Origin of the sequence: Bacillus cereus group sp. BfR-BA-01441 (assembly GCF_022663075.1) — a bacterium.
Taxonomy (GTDB): domain Bacteria; phylum Bacillota; class Bacilli; order Bacillales; family Bacillaceae_G; genus Bacillus_A; species Bacillus_A cereus.
Genome location: NZ_JAKUEU010000028.1, coordinates 1 through 16,254, shown reverse-complemented (window position 1 = coordinate 16,254; position 16,254 = coordinate 1). Strand labels below are relative to the sequence as shown.

Genomic DNA, 16,254 nt, shown 5'->3' with positions numbered 1-16,254 from the left:
ATGTATATATATCCTGCAGAGGAGGAATGTTTATTATGAAGAAAAAAATGATCACTACTATAATAGCGATGATAGTGATAGTAGTAATGTTACTGCCTACGAAACTTGGACCAGTTATCGATAAATATAATCCATTTTATAAGACGAAAGAATACTATACGTTTGTGAATACAATTGGTCAGCATATTGGTGATGAGTGGTATGAATATGAATTTATTGCATTCGATGAACGTGGTAGAGAGCAGAAAATAAAGAAAACGGTTAAGCATATGTTAAAGAGAGATGAAGCATTAAAGGTTTTTGCAAAAGGACGTTACGGTGAATCGATTGAAGAGATTGAGGTTGCAAATATTCCTATAAATGCGAAGAGCAAACTTTTAACGATGAGATAGTGAAATATACCCCCGGCTATTTTTTGTCGAAAATAAAAATACTGGGTAAGGGTATTTTTGGGATTAACAAAAAAGCCTTAGTCCATATAGACTAAGGCTTTTTTATTATATAAAGGGGAAGGGGGTACATTGTAGTAGCATGGGTGAAAGGTATAAGAAGAGTAGCTACTAGCAATGTAATTTGGTTATGTGAGTGTTCTTCTTATTTGGCTTACTTTCTAACTTTATTGTACGAAATATAAGTAAGGGGAACTATCGAATTACATTACACATAACTTACAAACATGTAAGCCTTCTGTAATGTAATTCGATAGTTAAAAGATAGTAATTTTCATATAGTGTAACTAGAAAGTCTCAATGTATTACTTTCTGTTTGTAATGAAGAATGAAAAACCAACTAATTTTTAATAATCCTCATCTGAATAAAGATGGGGATCCTTTTTTAAACCTTACAACATTGTAAGGTTTACGTAAGTTAATTCGATAGTAAATTTGTCATATTTTTTGCATAATAGATACAGATAGAAAAATAATTAGGGATCTAGTAAGAAGGGAGAAGAATGGGATGCGTAAAGAAGAAGTAGTGAAGTTACCAATTAAAGATTTCTGTAGCTACTTTACTGTTGCCGTAGTGTGTATTGGATTATTTGATATCATAACAAACTTAATTGTTAAATAATATAGATGCTAAAACAAGAAAGGAAGTCCTTTCTTGTTTTTTTTATGGGGGCATAAAGATGAAATGGATTGATAGTCATATACATGTTGATCAATATAAGGATGAAGAGAAGAGCAGATTGCTGAAAGAGGTGGAAAATAGTAAGGAAATAAAGGGGCTTATTGCAGTATCTATGAATTATCAATCTTGTAAGGAAACGTTATCTTTAGCGAAGAAGTATCCCTTTATATATCCAGCGATAGGGTTTCATCCAGAGCAACAGATTCATAAAGAAGAGTGTGAACAGATTTATCAACTTATTGAACAGAACGCAGAGGAAATTGTTGCGATTGGTGAAGTAGGTTTGCCCTATTATTTGAGAAAAGAAGATGAAAGAATTGCTGCAGATCCATACATAGCTGTATTGAAAAAATTTATAGAACTAGCTAGTAAGTATAATTTGCCGATTGTATTACACGCAGTTTATGAAGATGCTGACATTGTATGTGATTTGCTAGAGAAATCTAAAGTTTCACGTGCACACTTTCATTGGTTTAAAGGAAGCGATGAAACAATGAAACGGATGATGAGAAATGGTTATTATATTTCGATTACACCGGATGTTTTACATAAGGAGAAGATTAGAAAAATCGTTTCGTATTATCCGCTTGAATATATGATGGTAGAAACAGATGGTCCGTGGGAATTTCAAGAAGATGTTATAACGCACCCAAGAATGATTCGAGAGGTATTAAAGGAAATTAGTTCTATAAAAAACATATCCATTGATAAGGTCACAGAAACAATATATGAAAATACAAGTCGATTTTATTTGAAAGGATAGGAGAATTATAGTTTTAATCATGTAACAGAAAAAGTAAAAGTTGAATTTATTTAATAAAATGCCACGGTTTGATATAGGACAAAAAACCACCAAGCGTTCCGCTCGGTGGTTTTGTATTAGGATTCTAATTTTTTCGCACGTTTTAATAATAAAAGAAAGACAATGATAACGAACCCTAGCATAAGGAAGAAGCCATATTGCTTTATATAATCAATTATGTCATTCGCACTGGTTGGTTTTTCAACGTGAATGCCGTCTTTATTCGTCGTAATATGAATATCTTTCATTTTTACTTCATTCTTTTCCTTTTGTAAATCAATCCATTCTATATTTGGAATACTTTCTAGATCCTTTAACACTTCTTTTAATGGTTTCGCACCTAAGTAAGGATGATAGAATGCACCAATAACTCCATCGGATAATTTAGAAACAGATAGAGCACGCTCTTTCATTTTAGCAGTAGTTTGTGGCGTATCTTCTTCAATAAATCCGACTGTTTCAGGCAATAGTTTCATTCCATGTAAAAATGATGGAGTACTTGTATAATATGGTGAGTGCATGGATTTCCAAGTTGTATCATTTAACTGTAGTTGTCCTACATAAGTTGAAAAGTACCTTGATAATATTTCATATCCTTTTTGAGACATCGTGTAATGAGGTGCTTCAAAGGCAACAGGATATAGTTTAGCATCTACAAGTTCTTGAATTCCTTTTTCGATATGATCTTTCGTATATTTTTCCTCGAATTCTTCCCCTTTTTTTACATATTGGTTATATGCCTCTATATTTGGAAAGTCATCTTTTGTCTTCGGTTTTTCATGCTTCGGTTGGCGAATTGGTTGATCTGTTTTTACATCCCAAAATTCAAAGCCTTCACCTGTTTCACTGTCATAAAATTGGTGAGTATAACCATGCATAATAATTGCTGCACCATCATCTTGCATAGAGCGTAAAAGATCAACTAGTTCTGGTTTATCTTTTAAATGTATTATCTTTCCTGTATCTGGATCTTTATATACCGGAATAACAGTAATCATGTAAGGCATCTTTTTCTCTTTTAGTAATTCAGCAATTTCTTTCAATTGATTTATATCTGCTGCGGGGTGAACATCCTCAAGGCGTAAATAAGCTTCAACTTTATTTTTCGTTGGTTTTTGGCTGAAATAAGAAAATAACATTTCACCGACGTAATGAGACATCCAGTCAAAGAGGTTAGGTGTTGCAACATAATAAGATGTTTCATGCTGAACGATTAGTGGGTTAGTGTTATTTGAGCTTAAGGCGTTAGCAAGCACAGTTCCATTCGTATCAAATGATTGAATTAATCGTTCCTCCTCTAAGGTATTTTTTAGCTTCTTGTCTGGATATTCAATTTTATTAACTCGTATATCATCACTATTCAAAGTAATGAAAGAAAAACGCTTAGATAATTGTTCAACATTTTGTCCTAATACTAATACAGGGCCGGAGAAGTTTTCTAGAAATTGTTTCGTTTCATCAGAAAACGCTTCTTTTGTTTCACCGATATAAACAATATGTGTATAGGAGGATACGTTATTAATTGAAGTTGCTTCTTTTAAGTTTTTTACGGTTATATCATTTGTAAAATGTCCTAATTGAGTATTAAGGATTTGGACATTATTTGAAACTTTATCGTCTTGTGTACTATACAAAACAAGTACTTTTGGTTTTGATGATGTTTGTGCAGAGGTGTAGGTAGGGATGAGTAGTAAAATGCTGAACAAGAGTGTTAGGCATTTTTTCATTTTGTACGCTCCTATTCTATATATAGAGTTCAGTTTACAATTATATACAATAAATGCGTTATAGTCTATGAAAGTTACATTTTTGCCCGTATTTACCAGCTGTTTTTTCACAAAATCGGTCTAAAGCATGATGATAATATGTATAGTTATTTGCTATGATAAAAGAGTAATAGAATGTAGGTAATTGTAAAGGGAAGGCTGAAAGGGGACAAATTTCAGCGGAGAAAGAGGTAGAGGTAGTGAAGAAATTCTTTGTAGGATTTTTAGTTGTTCTTGGAGTATATTTATATTTCCAAGGAAAGTCTGAAGGAATGGATAAGCTAGTGAATGGAACAAGCTATGTTGATTCAGAAGAAGCAAAACAGATGAAACAAATCATTATAGAGGAAGCGAAGAAAGTAAATCTTCCAGAATGGATACCTCTTGCAATTGCCGAGCATGAAAGTCGATTAAATCCAAGAAGTGTTGGAGATAATGGAACTTCATTCGGATTGTTTCAACTACACCGCGGCGGCGGGCTTGCACCAGAACATTTAACTGATGATGAGCTGAAAGATCCACGTACAAATGCGCAAATTGCAATGCCGCATTTAATGAAAGGATATAAGCGTGGGGTGCAAAAAGGTTTGACTGATTTTGCATTACTGAAATATATAGCGAATACATCTGGATGGCCAGGGAATTTAGGGCCAGAGTGGACGGATAATAACATGAAGTATAACATCGGATTAGAAGATGTGTACTATCGAAATAAAGGTGTAATAAAAGAGTAGGTTTTCTATACCTACTCTGTTTTTTTATGAATAATTTCATCCTTTTCTTTCGTGAAATACTGCGTGAGTTGTATTTTCACCTCTTCTAGTTTTGTAGAAACTTGCGGTATTTTATATCCTACATACAATGGTGAAACGACAAATCTAGGTACAACTTTACAAGTAATTTTTCCATTTAAGTAATAGAAGAATAAGTTATAACTACTACATCCTTTATGGAAATCTGTCAGTATGTAACGTACAGTTTGCTGAATGTAATTTGCCATTTCATTTATATATGAAATGTTATCAATGATTATATTGAATTCAGTGAAGCCAATAATGGGACGCTCTGAAATATTAAGCTCAATGCATTCATTTTTTTGAACAATTAACCCTTGGAAATTTTCTTCTTCAATATTTTCAAGATAATCTACATATTTCATTCCGATAATTTGCATGTGTGCATGATGCAAACTTCCACCTGAAAATGGACCGTGATTTTTATATAAAATCACAGATGCGAACTCTTCGTTCTCCTGTAAGTGTAACCAATGTTGAATAGAAAATTGCATTAATTTTCTCATATGTTCTTCTGTATATGTTGCGATATGATCTTCGCAATTATCGGTTTCGATTAACACTGTTTGAAATGTATCTTGTAATGTAGGAAATTTATTTTTTAACCAAATAATAGAACCATCAGTTGCTAAAATATTCGTTAATTGTTCTTTATCGCAAAATGGACATGCAGCGCTTCTATTCCGAATACTTTCTGGTTTTTGTTTACCGATATCGTTTAAAAAATATAGTTGTTGTGTATCCATTTGTATATATGCCCCTTTAAAATATGTGTAAAAATCCCGCTTAATACATTCGGGAAAAGGAAAAGGAAATCCTCTAAAGGAATAGGGGAAAAATAAAAGACAAGATATCCTCATTACGATAGGGTACCTTGTCTTTTATTTTTTCTCTAATAGTGTGTATGGATAATATAGAACATTTTCATTATTTTTCTTTTTTCTCTTTTTTATTGTGTATAAGGTAATTGCTGTGCTTGCAATTATAATAATGGCTTTCTTCATATTCATATACCCCTTTTTATTGTTGGTTTAATTCTTGGCTAACTGCTTTTGCATCGACTAAAGCGTGTAAAATCATTTTCACCATGTTCATCATATTTCTTCACTCCTTTTTATAGTTCATTTAGTTCTTTTACAACTGCTTGTCCGTTCACTAATACCTCAAAGATTGCTTTTACGATTTCTTTCATCATGTTTGTTTCCTCCTTTTGTTTGTCTCGCTTGTTTACATCTTTATTGTATAGGGAGGCATCTTTTCGTACTATCGCTTTCCATTACGTGAACATAACAGTTTTGTAAGATTTGATGTCACTTATTGAAATGTTTAGTCTATCTTCATTATTTTCAGAAAAATGACTATTCAAACATGAAATTGGAAAGTATAATAAAGAAGTAAGTATTAAATTCCGTACGAAAGGGGTGAATGAGATGAAACGTTCTTTAGCTGCGCGTGCCAAATTTTTAGATTTTATTTATTTTTGTCGTGCGATTTTTCATGATGTAGTTGTTAACGGGATACGTATGCCCTTTTTTAACAATTGCATAGTGACTATTGAACGATAGAAATCTCTTCACCCATTTTTAATAAACGTGTGAAAAGGGAGCTATTTGGCTTCCTTTTTCTATGCCGAAAACCATGGGGAATGTTTCTTTCTCATGGTTTTTTATATTGAAAGGAGTACGGAAAATGACTATTTGTAGTGTAAATAATGTAATGAAATCTTTTGGTGGAAACATCATATTTGAAAATATATCGCTTGAAATAAAGAATGGTGAACGTGTTGGGTTAGTTGGTCGTAACGGTAGTGGGAAGACAACAATCTTTGGACTTCTAACGGGAAAGGAGAGTTTGGATGCAGGAGCCATCCATATGAAGAAAGGTACACGTATTGGTCATGTCGCACAAATTCCGAAGTTTGATGAGGTCATGAATGTATATGATGTATTGAGTTCCGCTTTTAAAGTAGAAAAGGAATTAGAAAAAGAAATGCATGCTCTAGAAAAAAATATGGCGGAGGAGCAGGAACAATCTTCATTGCAAAAGCTAATGGAGAGGTACGGAATAATTCAAGAAAAATTTGCATTTCTCGGTGGTTATGAAATAGAGGCAAATATAATGAAGGTAGCAAATGGCTTACAAGTAACAGACTTATTTCCAAGAGTATTTACGGAATTAAGTGGAGGAGAACAGACGAAAGTTAGCCTTGCATATATGTTATTGCAGAAACCAGATTTACTTCTATTAGATGAACCAACAAATCATTTAGATTTGTTTGCAGTTGAATGGTTAGAGAAATTTTTAAAAGAATATACTGGAACAGTTATGGTTATTTCACACGATCGCTATTTCCTTGATGAAGTTGTAACGAAAATTTTTGATTTGGAAGATGGAGAGATTCACGTGTACCATACGAATTATTCTCAGTTCGTTGAGGAGAAGGAAGAAAGATTACTTCAAGAGTTTCAAGCTTATCAGGAGCAGCAAAAGAAAATAAAGAAAATGAAAGAAGCAATTAAGCGTCTACGTGAATGGGCAAATCAAGCGAACCCTCCGAATGAAGGATTGCATAAAAGAGCGAGAAATATGGAACGTGCGTTAGAACGTATAGAGAAATTAAAGAGGCCAATTTTAGAACGAAAACAGATGGGTCTTCAGTTTGAAGGGCAAGAGAGAAGCGGGAAAGATGTTGTTGTAATGAAAGAAGTGAGTAAAGGTTTTGCTGGACGACCTTTATTTGAACAAGCGAATTTACATGTTCGTTTTCAAGAGCGTGCGGCTATCGTTGGTCGTAATGGTACAGGAAAGACTACATTATTAAAACTACTATTAGAAGAAATAAATCCAGACGTTGGTGAAATTCGAATTGGTAGTAGTGTCAAAATTGGTTATTTATCACAGCATACGTATGGAAATGTGAAGAGTAATGTATTGGAAGCGTTTAGAGAGTATGTAGCTGTAACAGAAGGAGAAGCAAGACATATATTGGCTAAGTTTTTATTTTATGGTCCAGCAGTATTTAAGAAAGTAACGCAACTGAGCGGTGGAGAAAAAATGAGGTTAAGACTTGCGCAACTTATGTATCAAGACATCAATTTTCTAATTCTAGATGAGCCGACAAACCATCTTGATATTGAATCAAGGGAAGTTTTAGAGGAAGCCCTTGAGCAATATAATGGAACAATCCTAGCTGTTTCACATGATCGTTATTTTTTAAATAAGTTATTTGAAAAGACGTACTGGATTGATGAATGTAAATTATTTGAGTTTGCAGGAAACTATGCATGGGCTCGTCAAAAATGGGAAGAAAAGCTTGAGAAGCAAGTAATAAAGCAAAAACGCCAAGGGAGAAAGAGTGTTGAAATGGTTCCAGTAAAAGAGAAAAAAGCTAGGAATCTTGAAGAGATTGAAAATGAGTTAATGCATGTAGAAGAAGATATATATGCAATAGAATGTGAAATGGAACATGTAGCTGATGTTGAAAGACTTAAAAAATTATATGAGGAAAAAACGATGAAAGAGTTGTTACGAGCGAAGTTATATAGTGAGTTAGAGAATATTGTGGAGTAAAGAGTAGAAAGCCACTTCCTTTCAGTTTTGTTGGAGGAAGTGGCTTTTTTCATAATGATATTTTGCTTTAAAGATTAAATGAAGCGGTGTGTTTCACGTGAAACAGTAACTTAGATAAATCCGTGTTCCTCAATTTGCATAGTTTGTGAAACATATGAAAATGATAAGGTGAAAAAGAAATGTCATTAGTGGCTTTTCGATAGGAGTAATTACAAAAACAAAGGCTAATTATTTCCCGAGAGATAAAGTGAAACTTTAATCAGTGGGGGTTTTACTGCCCGGCAAATAGCGGAATAAATATGTGTAACAGAGACTAGTGAATGAAAACAAAAAGAGAGCAAAGTTACAGCTTTACGCGCTGAACTCTGCTCTCTTTTTGCGTGGCATCTTCTCTCGTTGAAATTATAATAGCGATCCCGAGCATGATAAAAAAAGCTAAAAAGAGGACGAACTTTGGGAAGAACGGGAATAGTAATAGCGCTCCGACTATCATAATTGTTAATAATACGTAGTGCAGGACGTATTGGAATAGGTTGTCCATATTTTCGCCCCCTTTTTGGTAATTGGTTATTAGTATTCTATGTTTCATGCTGAAGGAATAGAAGTAGATTTTTAAGTTTTAATACGAATTATAGCTGAGTTTTCTTAAAGTATAAATGTAGAGTGATAATTTTGGAAAAATTCTCAAAATATTTATTTAGAAAGAATTGACAAAACATAATGAACGATATAAGCTAATAACCATAAAGTCTACCGGAAAGGTCGGAATAAGATTGTTACCCCTCAAAAACATCTATTTTTTTACGATTAAAACCGACTTTTCCGATTGGCTATAAATGTTGCTGTGGGAGGCATACATAAGGTAATTCGTTCAGAGGGTATAATCATAAAAAGTTAGGGTGGGAACAATGAAGAAAAAGACAAAAAAATGGGCTGGTGTATTTTCGGTATTAATGAGTAGTTCGCTTGTGTTGTCTGCTTGTGGGGGACAGGAGGACGCGGCTTCTACAGAGCCGGTTAAACAGCAGGATTTAAAAAATGTGAAAATTGAAAAGATCGCTGCGACAGATAAAACGAAAGTGCCAGACAAAGCGAAGAATAGAAAAGATACGTTAGTAGTTGGTATTAGTAAGCCAGGCGGCGTATTTTTGCCATACTTCCAACAAAATGGTTGGGATGGAAACGTAACTTCAGTTATTTTTGCATCTCTCGTATCAACCGATAAACAAGGGAAACCAATTCCAGAATTAGCTGAGAAGTGGGACGTTTCTTCTGATCAGTTAACATATACATTCCATTTACGTAAAGATTTGAAATTTAGTGATGGATCGCCATTAACGGCGGATGATGTAGCTTTCACATTGACGCTTTTACATGATAAGGCATATGAAGGTGAAGTAGATATCTCTCAATATACGGTTAAAGGTGGTAAAGAATATAAGGAAGGAAAAGCAACTTCAATTGAAGGTATTCAAGTTGTTGATCCACAAACAATTAAAATTACAACTGAAAAAGTGAATTCACAAGCTATATTTGTTTTAGGAGGTACAGTACTATCAAAAGCTTATTATGGAAAAGATTATAAGCAAAATACAAGCTTAGATTACTTAAAAGATTTATATGGAAAGCCATTAGCTGCGGGTCCATATAAATTTGAAAAGTATATTCCAGGTCAAGAAGTTCGTTTTGTAGCAAACGAAAATTATTATGCGGGTAAACCAAAAATTCAAAACTTCATTTATAAAATTACTTCTGGTGATACGAAGCTTCAGTTATTCCAAACAGGAGAAGTTGACCATACTGGCTTAGGTACTGGTGATGAGGTTCTTGAACAGGCTAAGGCTTTAGAATTCGCCAATATCCAAATCGAAACAGCACCGTCATTTAGTTATATTTATATGAATAATAATAAGCCTTACTTAAAGGATAAAAAGGTTCGCCAAGCACTTATTTACGGATTAGACCGCAAAAAATATGTTGATACAGCGTTAAAAGGATACGGTACAGTAGCCAATGTACCAATTCATCCAACTTCTTGGGCTTATACGGAAGAAGGAGTTAATAAATACGAATACGATAAAGAAAAAGCGAAAAAATTATTAGATGAAGCAGGGTGGAAAGTTGGTTCGGATGGAATTCGTGAAAAAGATGGTCAAAAATTAAAACTTTCTTATTTCGGTCCAAGTTCGGCTAAAGATAGTGATTTATTAATTCCGATTGCGAAAGAGAATTATAAAGAAATAGGTGTAGAGTTTAATCCTGAATTTATGGACTTTAATACGATGCTTTCTAAGGTAAACAAAGGGGATTATGATTTAGCTTCTGTTTCGACACCGATTACAAGTGATCCGAGTGAAACAGCTGGTGAATATTTGTCTACTGCAAATGAAACTAGTCTTGGTTATAAGAATGCAAAAGTAGATGAGCTAATTCAAAAAGGTATTGAAACTGTAGATATCGAAAAGCGTAAACCTATTTATAAAGAATTGTATAAAGAATTAAGTGATGATCCACCAGTAATTCTATTAAACTACCGTAGAACAATTACTGGTTATAACGGGAATATAAAAGGAATTGATCCTGAAAAGTACAACAGTATTAGTGCAAACTTACCAGTATTATCATTTGAAAAATAACGATAAGAATGTATAAGTAGAAGACATTTTTTCATTCGGTTAGTAATGTGCCGCTTTGAAAAAATGTTCTTCTATTTTAAGCATAAGATTGGAGAGAAAAAGGGTGAAAACATATATTGTTCGTAGGTTGTTACAAATGATTCCTACACTGCTTGGTACATCAATTATTATCTTCGTCCTGTTCGCACTTCTTCCTGGGGATTATATTGATTCAAACCCGAAAATTACACCGGAAAGAGCAGCTGAACTGAGGGAGTTATATGGGTTGAACAAACCAATTGTTGAGCGTTATTTTCATTGGTTAGGTAATGCATTGCAAGGGGACTTTGGCTTCTCACTTCAATATCAAGAGCCTGTAACGTCATTATTAAATAAATTTATTTGGAATTCCTTTAGTGTAGCAATTATTGCATTGTTTTTTATTTGGCTAATTGCACTTATTATCGGTGTATTCTCGGCGACGAAGCAACATTCTTTATTCGATAAACTTGTAACAATCGGTGTTTTTGCAGCAATGTCATTCCCTTCATTCTTTATCGGTTTGTTTTTAATTAAGGTGTTTGCGGTTGACTTTAAGTTATTACCGATAGGTGGAATGATTGATGTTGGCAGTAATTCAACAGGATTTGCTTACGTGATAGAAGTTGCAAAACATATGATTTTACCAGTATTTATTTTGACACTTCTTGGGGTCGGCTCGCTAACTCGTTATTTTAGAACAAGTATGTTAGAGGTTGTAAGACAAGATTACATACGAACAGCAAGAGCGAAAGGTTTGAAGGAGAAGACGGTTATTTATAAGCATGCATTAAAAAATGCAATTTTACCGGCAATTACGTTATTAGCATTTGAATTACCTGGATTGTTTTCTGGGGCAATTATTATTGAACAAATTTTTAACTGGCCAGGGATTGGTAATATTCAATTAGAAGCATTAAATTTCCGTGACTATACAGTATTGATGGCATTTACGATGTTTCTTTCTTGTTTAACAATCGTTTCAAACTTTTTAGCAGATATCGTATATGCAGTTGTTGATCCAAGAATTCGGTTGAAGTAAGGGGGGAAAGAAATGGAGACTGTTACAGTAATTACAGAAAAAAAAGAAAAAAAGAGAAGAAATGAATCATCACCATGGCGACAAGCTTTTAAAAAGATAAAGAAAAATAAGATGGCACTTGTAGGGTTTTATGCATTAATTTTTATGTTTTTATTTTGTTTTATCGGTCCGTTCTTTTCTCCATATGCATCAGGAAAAATACAAGTTGCGCTCATTAACAAACCACCTAGTTTTTCTCATTGGCTTGGTACAGATCAATTAGGAAGAGATATTTTAACAAGGCTTATGCAAGCGGGACGTATTTCATTAACCATTGGTTTAGCTTCAATGGTTTTATCGGTTATACTTGGAGCTTTATTAGGAGCGATTGCAGGTTTTTATCGTGGTATTGTGGACAATATTATTATGCGACTTGCAGATATTTTAATGTCGATGCCAGGATTACCGTTACTTATTATAATGGGTGCGATTTTATCAGAGTGGAAAGTACCGTCTGATTATCGTTTGTATGTCATTATGATTATTTTAAGTTTAGTAGGTTGGCCAGGGCTTGCACGCCTTGTAAGAGGGCAAATTTTATCACTTAGGGAGCAAGCATTTATGCAAGCTGCGGATGTGTTAGGAATAAAAGATTACCGGAAAATTATATATCACTTAATACCTAATGTTTTACCCATTTTAATTGTCGTATCTACATTAGGTGTTGCAGGTTCTATTTTGGGAGAATCCGCACTAAGTTACTTAGGTCTCGGAGTCGTTCCACCTACACCATCATGGGGGAACATGATTAGCGCAGCTAACTCATTAATCGATTTCCAAAAGCGTCCATGGTTATGGATTCCGCCTGGTTTTGCAATCTTTATAACAGTTGTATCAATTAATTTACTTGGTGATGCACTTCGTGATGCATTAGATCCAAAGATGAGACGGTAGGTGAGGAGATATGAGTAAAGCGGTAATAGAGCTGAAAGATTTACAAACATACTTTCAGACAGAAGAAGGGACAGTAAAAGCTGTGAATCATGTTAGTTTTTCTGTTCGAGAAGGTGAAACTGTTTGTGTTGTAGGTGAATCTGGTTGCGGAAAAAGTGTAACGGCGTTATCTATTATGGGACTTATTGCTGAATCAGGCAGTGTAGTAGGTGGAGATATTTTATATGAAGGAAAAAGTCTTTTAGGAATGAAAGAGAAAGAGCTTCGTAGTTTACGAGGGAATGATATTGCGATGATTTTCCAAGAACCGATGACATCGCTAAACCCCGTCTTCACTGTAGGAGAGCAAATTGTAGAAACGTTAAGGGAGCATGAATTACTTAGTAAAAATGAAGCATATAAGAAGGCAATTGAGTTAATTCGTAAAGTTGGCATAGCCCGCGCTGATGAAATCGTCCATTCTTATCCGCATGAACTGAGCGGCGGGATGTTACAACGTATTATGATTGCTGTTGCACTTAGTTGTAATCCTAAGTTATTAATTGCGGATGAACCAACAACAGCTCTTGATGTTACTATTCAGGCTCAAATATTGGATCTACTAAGACAAGTGAAAGAAGAATTTAAAACGTCGATTTTATTAATTACACATGACTTAGGTGTCGTAGCGGAAATGGCTGATTATGTTGTCGTTATGTATGGCGGGAAAGTTATTGAAGAAGCCCCAGTACTAGAGATATTCCAAAATCCAAAACATCCTTATACGAAAGGATTATTGAAATCAAAACCAGTAATGGGAAAACGAATAGATAAACTATATTCTATTCCAGGGCAAGTTCCGAATTTAGTTGGTTTAGGTGAGTTTTGCTACTTTAGTGGGCGTTGTGAGCATTGTATGGAAATATGTGAAAAAGAAGCCCCAAATCTAAATGTAAATGATGAAAATCATAAAGTAGCTTGCTGGCTATATGAGGAGCGTGCGGAACAATGAGTGAACCATTATTAGAGGTGAAAAATCTAAAGACATATTTTCCAATTAAGGGTGGCGTATTTAGTAGAACAATTGGGCATGTAAAAGCGGTTGATGGAGTAAGTTTTACTATTAATAAAGGTGAAGTGTTTGGTCTCGTTGGCGAATCAGGGAGCGGAAAAACAACAATAGGAAAAACAATTTTACGCCTCGTTCAAAAAACGGAGGGAGAAGTGAAGTTTAAAGGGAAAGATGTTCATTCTTTATCCAAGGATGAATTAAGAAAACATCGCCCTAATATGCAGCTCGTTTTCCAAGATCCATTTAGCTCATTAAATCCGAGAATGAGAATTGGAGAAGCGCTTGGAGAGCCAATGTTGGCCCACGGATTAGCGACGAAAGAAAATGTTCGTGAAAAGGTAATTGAAGTATTGGAGTTATGTGGGTTAGCTCCTTATCATATTGACCGGTATCCCCATGAGTTTTCTGGTGGACAACGTCAGCGTATCGTAATCGCAAGAGCTATGGTATTAAATCCGGAATTTATTGTAGCTGATGAACCTGTGGCGGCACTAGATGTATCTATCCAAGCACAAATTATTAATTTATTTAGTGAGTTACAAGAGAAAAAGGGATTATCTTATTTATTCATTTCGCATGATTTAAGTGTAGTAGAACATTTATGTACGAAAATCGGAATTATGTATTTAGGTACGATTGTGGAGACAGCACCGCGTGATGAGTTATTTACCAATCCGCTACATCCTTATACGAAAGCATTGTTATCAGCTGTTCCAATACCAGATCCAACAGTGAAGCGAGAGCGAATTATACTAGAAGGGGATATTCCAAGTCCAGCAAATCCACCTTCGGGCTGTCGTTTTCATACACGTTGCCCATTTGCGACGGATGTTTGTAAAAAAATAGTACCAGAATTCCGTAATGTTGGTGCAGAGCATTTTGTTGCTTGTCATCACGTATAAAAAAGGACTCTTTCAAATTGAAAGAGTCCTTTTTTTATTTAATAGATGAAGTTTGTTTCAATACAAATTGCTCGATTGCGTGAGCAACACCATGTTCATTGTTTGTTAGTGTTACAACATCACATAGCTTTTTTACATCTTCTTCAGCGTTGCCCATTGCAACAGATAAGCCTGCTACTTCTAACATCGGTACATCATTAAAATTATCACCAATAGCAACTGTATCTTCAATAGGGATATTAAAATGAGCTGCCATCTGCTGTATCCCGTTTCCTTTATGTCCATTCTTATCCATAATTTCTAAGTTAGTAGGAGCCGATGCTGTAACCATAATATCAGCATCTTCTTGTAATATACTTAATAGTTGTGCGCGATGCGCTGCATTAAACGTTAAAATGAAGAATTTAGATATTTCTAGTTCTTGGTTATTTACAACATCTTCTATTTTTTTGAAATCAGTAATTAGGTTCGATTTCTTTTGCTTTTCTGTAATTCGTTCAAGTTCCTCTAATGTAACATCAAGCGCATGCTTATTTTCTTCGAATGCTTGCATCACTTGATCTTGCCATGTATATGGAGAATAAACTCCTTTATTCGTATATAGCTTATATGGGAAACCTTCAGATTCTAGTAATTTTGCAAGTTTGTAAACTTTGTCGTTTTGTATACAACGCGAGTTAATTACTTTTCCATCCACATAAACAATAGCCCCATTGCTTGCTCCGACTGGAAGAGATAATTTATATTCTTCCAATAGCTTTAAAGCATCCTCTTTCGCACGACCAGAACAGATCATTACAATATGACCAGCTTCTTGTGCAGTTTGGATTGCTTGTAGGTTTTCTTTGGAGATTTCAAGATTAGATGATAGTAGTGTACCATCCATATCTAATGCGATTAATTTCAAAATGACCACCTCTTTGTTTTTATTATACATAGTTATATAGAGGAAACATATAAACTTATCTTGGAAAGACGGTATTTTATCTCATATTAAAAGTAAGTAAAGATTAGATAGGTTTAGTGTCACTAAATAAACGATTTGTAACAAAAATAGAGAGGAATATGACGACATTTCACTTTATGACTGTAATGTTACACGAATGTTACAAACGTGAACTAAGTGAAAAGCGCATTAAATAAAGGTTTTTGAGGGTTATTATAAAAAAACGTAAAAAAAGTGTAATAAATTTTACGTAATTATATTGCAACGTAATAATAGTTATGTTACATTAATGTTACAAACGTTACGTTATCAAATTTAATGTAACGTTAACATAAAAACTATGAAATAAACATTTCTTAGAAATTACATATAGATAACTTATAAAAAGGGAGGATAAATGATATGAAAGAGCAAGTATTACAAGTAACAAAAGGTGATTTCGTAGGATCAGCAAGTGGAGCGGTAGTATTAACAGCATTAATCGTATTTCTATCAAGCGTATTAGTATAATAGAAGCTTTGTAACAAAAGAAAAGGAAGGGAGAATGAAAGGTATGAAAGAGCAAGTATTACAAGTAACAAAAGGTGATTTCGTAGGATCAGCAAGTGGAGCGGTAGTATTAACAGCATTAATCGTATTTCTATCAAGCGTATTAGTATAATA

Annotated in this window: 17 protein-coding genes; 12 read left to right on the top strand and 5 right to left on the bottom strand. The window is 34.2% G+C overall.

Features of this window, described 5'->3' with window-relative positions:
* The first annotated feature begins 35 nt into the window (after positions 1–35).
* Positions 36–392: a YxeA family protein gene (locus tag MR107_RS13895; RefSeq protein ID WP_242292450.1), complete on the top strand. Its 357-nt coding sequence runs from the start codon at positions 36–38 to the stop codon at positions 390–392.
* Positions 393–1,129: 737 nt separating this feature from the next.
* Positions 1,130–1,894, top strand: a complete 765-nt coding sequence (locus MR107_RS13890) for a TatD family hydrolase (protein ID WP_086401867.1) — start codon at positions 1,130–1,132, stop codon at positions 1,892–1,894.
* Between the two features lie 116 nt (positions 1,895–2,010).
* Here MR107_RS13890 and MR107_RS13885 read toward each other — a convergent pair whose 3' ends face one another.
* Positions 2,011–3,660: a DUF2334 domain-containing protein gene (locus tag MR107_RS13885; RefSeq protein ID WP_086401868.1), complete on the bottom strand. Its 1,650-nt coding sequence runs from the start codon at positions 3,658–3,660 to the stop codon at positions 2,011–2,013.
* A 239-nt stretch (positions 3,661–3,899) separates the two neighbouring features.
* On the opposite strand from MR107_RS13885, the gene MR107_RS13880 reads away from it, so the two are divergent.
* The gene (locus MR107_RS13880) at positions 3,900–4,433 is read left to right on the top strand and encodes a transglycosylase SLT domain-containing protein (RefSeq protein ID WP_000713249.1); all 534 of its coding nucleotides are present in this window, start codon (positions 3,900–3,902) and stop codon (positions 4,431–4,433) included.
* An 11-nt stretch (positions 4,434–4,444) separates the two neighbouring features.
* On the opposite strand, the gene MR107_RS13875 is transcribed toward MR107_RS13880, so the two are convergent.
* Positions 4,445–5,239, bottom strand: a complete 795-nt coding sequence (locus MR107_RS13875) for a DUF4931 domain-containing protein (RefSeq protein WP_226368414.1) — start codon at positions 5,237–5,239, stop codon at positions 4,445–4,447.
* Between the two features lie 135 nt (positions 5,240–5,374).
* Positions 5,375–5,503: a hypothetical protein gene (locus tag MR107_RS13870; RefSeq protein ID WP_002023099.1), complete on the bottom strand. Its 129-nt coding sequence runs from the start codon at positions 5,501–5,503 to the stop codon at positions 5,375–5,377.
* A 420-nt stretch (positions 5,504–5,923) separates the two neighbouring features.
* On the opposite strand from MR107_RS13870, the gene MR107_RS13865 reads away from it, so the two are divergent.
* The gene (locus MR107_RS13865) at positions 5,924–6,058 is read left to right on the top strand and encodes an RAxF-45 family protein (protein WP_000830643.1); all 135 of its coding nucleotides are present in this window, start codon (positions 5,924–5,926) and stop codon (positions 6,056–6,058) included.
* Positions 6,059–6,131: 73 nt separating this feature from the next.
* Positions 6,132–8,063, top strand: coding sequence for a ribosomal protection-like ABC-F family protein (gene abc-f / locus MR107_RS13860; RefSeq protein WP_226368426.1), 1,932 nt, complete (start codon positions 6,132–6,134; stop codon positions 8,061–8,063).
* A gap of 343 nt (positions 8,064–8,406) precedes the next feature.
* Here abc-f and MR107_RS13855 read toward each other — a convergent pair whose 3' ends face one another.
* On the bottom strand, positions 8,407–8,604 hold the full coding sequence (locus MR107_RS13855) for a hypothetical protein (RefSeq protein WP_000369254.1): 198 nt from the start codon (positions 8,602–8,604) through the stop codon (positions 8,407–8,409).
* Positions 8,605–8,971: 367 nt separating this feature from the next.
* Between MR107_RS13855 and MR107_RS13850 the strand changes: the two genes are divergently transcribed.
* The 5 genes from MR107_RS13850 (at position 8,972) to MR107_RS13830 (ending at position 14,645) form a co-directional block, all read left to right on the top strand.
* Positions 8,972–10,699 carry an ABC transporter substrate-binding protein gene (locus MR107_RS13850; protein WP_242292449.1) on the top strand — a complete coding sequence of 576 codons (1,728 nt, stop codon included), beginning with the start codon at positions 8,972–8,974 and terminating at the stop codon, positions 10,697–10,699.
* A gap of 103 nt (positions 10,700–10,802) precedes the next feature.
* Complete coding sequence (locus MR107_RS13845; RefSeq protein ID WP_000860748.1) at positions 10,803–11,759, top strand: ABC transporter permease; 957 nt, start codon at positions 10,803–10,805, stop codon at positions 11,757–11,759.
* Between the two features lie 12 nt (positions 11,760–11,771).
* A complete protein-coding gene (gene opp4C / locus MR107_RS13840; RefSeq protein WP_000451077.1) occupies positions 11,772–12,692 on the top strand; it encodes an oligopeptide ABC transporter permease in 921 nt (306 codons plus the stop codon).
* 10 nt (positions 12,693–12,702) lie between these two features.
* The gene (locus MR107_RS13835) at positions 12,703–13,683 is read left to right on the top strand and encodes an ABC transporter ATP-binding protein (RefSeq protein ID WP_242292448.1); all 981 of its coding nucleotides are present in this window, start codon (positions 12,703–12,705) and stop codon (positions 13,681–13,683) included.
* Positions 13,680–14,645, top strand: a complete 966-nt coding sequence (locus MR107_RS13830; protein ID WP_001294518.1) for an ABC transporter ATP-binding protein — start codon at positions 13,680–13,682, stop codon at positions 14,643–14,645. Before MR107_RS13835 ends, MR107_RS13830 begins: the two co-directional genes overlap by 4 nt.
* Positions 14,646–14,679: 34 nt before the next feature.
* Here the strand turns inward: MR107_RS13830 and MR107_RS13825 are convergent, their stop codons facing one another.
* A complete protein-coding gene (locus tag MR107_RS13825) occupies positions 14,680–15,552 on the bottom strand; it encodes a Cof-type HAD-IIB family hydrolase (protein WP_000766420.1) in 873 nt (290 codons plus the stop codon).
* A gap of 441 nt (positions 15,553–15,993) precedes the next feature.
* On the opposite strand from MR107_RS13825, the gene MR107_RS13820 reads away from it, so the two are divergent.
* Complete coding sequence (locus MR107_RS13820; RefSeq protein ID WP_000664237.1) at positions 15,994–16,101, top strand: DUF3948 family protein; 108 nt, start codon at positions 15,994–15,996, stop codon at positions 16,099–16,101.
* Between the two features lie 34 nt (positions 16,102–16,135).
* Positions 16,136–16,252 carry a DUF3948 family protein gene (locus MR107_RS13815; protein WP_000677736.1) on the top strand — a complete coding sequence of 39 codons (117 nt, stop codon included), beginning with the start codon at positions 16,136–16,138 and terminating at the stop codon, positions 16,250–16,252.
* The last annotated feature ends 2 nt before the right edge of the window (positions 16,253–16,254 follow it).